We start from the raw sequence: 4,090 nt of genomic DNA, 5'->3' as shown, positions 1-4,090 counted from the left end.
AGGGGATCGCGGATGAGCAATCGCGTCAAAATCATTCTCATCCTTCTGGGGGCTTTGAGCATTGCGCTGCTGATGTGGTGGCGCAGTGAGATGCATGCGCAAGATGTCAAAAACAAGGTTGGTGAGATGAAAAGTTACTGCATCGGGCGATATGTGATTGATGTGCCGGACCGATTCGAAATGATCTATCCGGATGCGTCCATTGGCTTGCCGCGCCCAGTGCGCGTTATCGGTCTTGGGCCACTGAAGGCGGCACAATTGCCCGATTATGTCGCGGGGCGCATCGAGGAGTTGCGCGCAGGTGTTGAAGAAAGGGGCGTCAATTTTCGCTATGCAGGCGCTTCCCAACTGGGGGATATCCAGTTGGTGGCGACAGAGAAATACAACCCTTATCTTACTGATTCTAAATCACGGTTCATCAACGTCGAGGCTTATTATGTTCGCCACGGCCATCTGTTCCGGGCGCGCGCCGATGTGTTCGATACCCTTGATGAGGTGGCGCATCTGGGTGACGGCCCGCAGCAGGTCGGCCTGTCAGAGATCGCCGATGCCACCTGGCCACGCGAAAACGATGTCATCCCGTCGCAACCGGGGATCTGCGCTGATCGGGCGCTGATCGACCTGCCGGTCGTCAATGACATGGCATCGGCGGGCTTTAAAGACCCGGACGCCTTTGGTGTCGGCATGTCGTTCGACACCTCGGAACAGCGAGCCGCGCAGGTCGATATTCGTGAAAACTGGCTCTTTGGGATGGTTGGCGCCAGAGCCAAAATCGCCGGTATTTCAGGACGCGCCGGACAAAAGACGTCACACCGTGATCGCATATTGTGGTTTGAGGCCCATGGCGTCGAGGGGGGGGCGGTGGGGGAACCAAGCCGCGAGGTCCGGCTGGAGCTGTTCAAGAACGATGTCGATCTGGATGCGGAACCCTATCCGGTGGCCGAAATGGAGGCCATCTGGGAGGCTGTGCTGCCATCGGTCAGGAGGCGCTGATGCGCAAACAGGTATTGTGGGATCGCGGATGAGCAATCGCGTCAAAATCATTCTCATCCTTCTGGGGGCTTTGAGCATTGCGCTGCTGATGTGGTGGCGCAGTGAGATGCATGCGCAAGATGTCAAAAACAAGGTTGGTGAGATGAAAAGTTACTGCATCGGGCGATATGTGATTGATGTGCCGGACCGATTCGAAATGATCTATCCGGATGCGTCCATTGGCTTGCCGCGCCCAGTGCGCGTTATCGGTCTTGGGCCACTGAAGGCGGCACAATTGCCCGATTATGTCGCGGGGCGCATCGAGGAGTTGCGCGCAGGCGTGGAAGAAAGGGGCGTCAATTTTCGCTATGCAGGCGCTTCCCAACTGAGGGATATCCAGTTGGTGGCGACAGAGAAATACAACCCTTATCTTACTGATTCTAAATCACGGTTCATCAACGTCGAGGCTTATTATGTTCGCCACGGCCATCTGTTCCGGGCGCGCGCCGATGTGTTCGATACCCTTGATGAGGTGGCGCATCTGGGTGACGGCCCGCAGCAGGTCGGCCTGTCAGAGATCGCCGATGCCACCTGGCCACGCGAAAACGATGTCATCCCGTCGCAACCGGGGATCTGCGCTGATCGGGCGCTGATCGACCTGCCGGTCGTCAATGACATGGCATCGGCGGGCTTTAAAGACCCGGACGCCTTTGGTGTCGGCATGTCGTTCGACACCTCGGAACAGCGAGCCGCGCAGGTCGATATTCGTGAAAACTGGCTCTTTGGGATGGTTGGCGCCAGAGCCAAAATCGCCGGTATTTCAGGACGCGCCGGACAAAAGACATCGCATCGTGATCGCATATTGTGGTTTGAGGCCCATGGCGTCGAGGGGGGCGCGGTGGGGGAACCAAGCCGCGAGGTCCGGCTGGAGCTGTTCAAGAACGATGTCGATCTGGATGCGGAACCCTATCCGGTGGCCGAAATGGAGGCCATCTGGGAGGCTGTGCTGCCATCGGTCAGGAGGCGCTGAAATGGTCGATGATCCTGTCGCGCTCTGCCCCCGCCATGTCATCCTGCCGATCATCTTCATCCCCGGCATCATGGGCAGCCGGTTACGCAACAGAAAGAACAAAGTCGTCTGGCAGCCCGGTACCGAAAGCTGGGATGAAGGTTGGAATGCCTTGGGTCTGCTGTTCCGTGGCGGCCAAGGCAAACGCCGTATGATCGTCGGCGACACAAATGAGTATTTCGATCCGACCTTCCTGGAAGTCGCACACCAAACGGATGGTGGCATCTGGGACCGGGGTTGGGGAGGCCTGCTCTCTTCCTACCTTCCCTTTCTGAATTGGCTCAATGACGAATATCTGGTGAAGCTGGACAATTGTTTGGTCATGGCCAAATTTCAGGTCTGGGCCTTTCCCTACAACTGGACGGCGTCGAATCTATACTCCGCAAGCAAGCCGATCAACAAAGAGCATGGCAATCTGTCAGATGTCGTGACCCGGGCGATCAAGGACTGCGAGCAACTGGGGCAAGAGATCGGGCGAGAGGTTCTCAAACCCATCATCCTGACGCATTCCATGGGCGGTCTGGTGGCACGGGCCTTTACCCAGATCCTTGGGCATGCCGATATGGTTCACGGGGTCATTCACGGCGTGATGCCGACCCATGGTGCACCCGAGCTTTACAAGCGTATCCGCGGCGGTTTTGAAGGCGCGACCAGCGGAGTGCTTGGCAAGAATGCCCATCAGGTCACCGCGACTGCCGGAAATTGTGCTGGCCCGCTTGAGCTGGCACCGAACAAATGGCATCGCGGTGTCGATGGTCGCCGCGACTGGCTGAGCGCGGTCGAGCCTGACGGACGCCGCATGTCGCTGCCAATCGCCGATCCCTATTCAGAGATATACGAGAATGAGGTCGATTATTGGCGCCTGATCGTAAAGGAATATCTCAATCCCGGCGGCGATCCGACAGGTGCGCTTGCCTTCAAGAATTTCCTTTTGCAGCTTGATGATGCCAAGTCATTTCATGACCAGCTCGGTCCGTCAGGCTTCCATCCCAATACGCGCATGTTCTACGGCACGGGCAGGCAGACGCGCGACCGGGTCGATTGGACGGTTGCGCTTCATCGGGGACCGGTCCCCGCTTCTGGTACCTATCGTGGTGCAACAGTGGATCCCTGGTGGGGCGATCAGTGGCAGACGCGCCTTCTTGGGCCGAGCGGCGATTCCGACTATATCGCACTTCTGGAAATGTCCGGACCGAATGCTGCGGGTGATGGCACGGTGCATGCCGGATCGGGCAGTCAATCGGGACAGATGGCCGAAGCAGTCACCGATGGGTTGGAACATCAGGCCGCCTTCGATTCGCTCTCTGCACGCACATTGACCGTCGAGTGGCTGAAAGAAATGGTCGAGGAAATGTTGGCGGATGCCTGATCCATTGCCCCTCCTCTACCCAAGAAGCCGCCTCCACCACAGACGCATCTCAGTCGCTGGAGCGGAGGCGGGTTTTGGTAGTAGGAAGACAAGCTGGTCCAGCTGCTTTCCGCTGCCTCATGCCGAGGCTGATAACTGGCTGGCCCAGCTTGAAGCCGGTCTGGACGTGGGGCCGCCGGAATGCCGGAGCTGATCTGGACCCCCGCCGCCCTGCGGGACGTTCAGCACTGCTACCGCTTCCTTGCCCCGAAAAGCCCCACTGCCGCATCGCGTGCGGTGACGATGATCCGCGAGGGCATGCGGATCATCAAGGCCCACCCCGAGACGGGCCGACTGGCGGTCAAGATGGATCCGAAGTTCCGGGAATGGCTGATCGGCGTTGGCGACAGTGGCTAAGTGGTGCTTTACCGGCTGGACGAGATCCGCGCCGTGGTGCTTGCCGTCCGTCATCAGCGCGAGGCGGGCTATGGTTGATCGGCGCGCGGTACGGTAAAAGGCCAATGTTGTGACAGGTGTATTGTGATAGGTTTCCAGATGAGCATCCCGTCGGACCAGGACAGCGACGACCCCTGGACGCTGCTGCCAAGCAGCGCCGCGGCGGTTCAGCCGGAATCGGATCGGCCCGCCCTTCAGGTCAAAACCATCGAGGGCGTCGAGCCGCTGGACATGCAGATCGGCGT

4 protein-coding genes are annotated in these 4,090 nt (G+C 58.8%); all 4 read left to right on the top strand.

The window, feature by feature from the left end; all coding sequences use genetic code 11:
- On the top strand, positions 1–993 hold a 993-nt coding region (locus DFP89_RS19675), incomplete at its 5' end, for a hypothetical protein (protein ID WP_220269891.1).
- Between the two features lie 28 nt (positions 994–1,021).
- Positions 1,022–2,002, top strand: coding sequence for a hypothetical protein (locus DFP89_RS19670; protein WP_114351005.1), 981 nt, complete (start codon positions 1,022–1,024; stop codon positions 2,000–2,002).
- Position 2,003: 1 nt separating this feature from the next.
- Positions 2,004–3,410, top strand: coding sequence for an esterase/lipase family protein (locus DFP89_RS19665; protein WP_114351004.1), 1,407 nt, complete (start codon positions 2,004–2,006; stop codon positions 3,408–3,410).
- Positions 3,411–3,590: 180 nt separating this feature from the next.
- A complete protein-coding gene (locus DFP89_RS19660) occupies positions 3,591–3,806 on the top strand; it encodes a type II toxin-antitoxin system RelE/ParE family toxin (RefSeq protein WP_245948891.1) in 216 nt (71 codons plus the stop codon).
- Positions 3,807–4,090 lie beyond the last annotated feature (284 nt).

The organism is Paracoccus lutimaris (genome assembly GCF_003337565.1).
GTDB classification, from domain to species: Bacteria; Pseudomonadota; Alphaproteobacteria; order Rhodobacterales; family Rhodobacteraceae; genus Paracoccus; species Paracoccus lutimaris.
Note: the sequence above shows the minus strand (reverse complement) of the source record. Positions and strands in the feature narration are given on the sequence as shown.

Bases quoted from the DNA above. Each gene is read 5' to 3' on its own strand.
- DFP89_RS19670 (WP_114351005.1), top strand. From the start codon at position 1,022: ATGAGCAATCGCGTCAAAATCATTCTCATCCTTCTGGGGGCTTTGAGC.
- DFP89_RS19665 (WP_114351004.1), top strand. From the start codon at position 2,004: ATGGTCGATGATCCTGTCGCGCTCTGCCCCCGCCATGTCATCCTGCCG.
- DFP89_RS19660 (WP_245948891.1), top strand. From the start codon at position 3,591: ATGCCGGAGCTGATCTGGACCCCCGCCGCCCTGCGGGACGTTCAGCAC.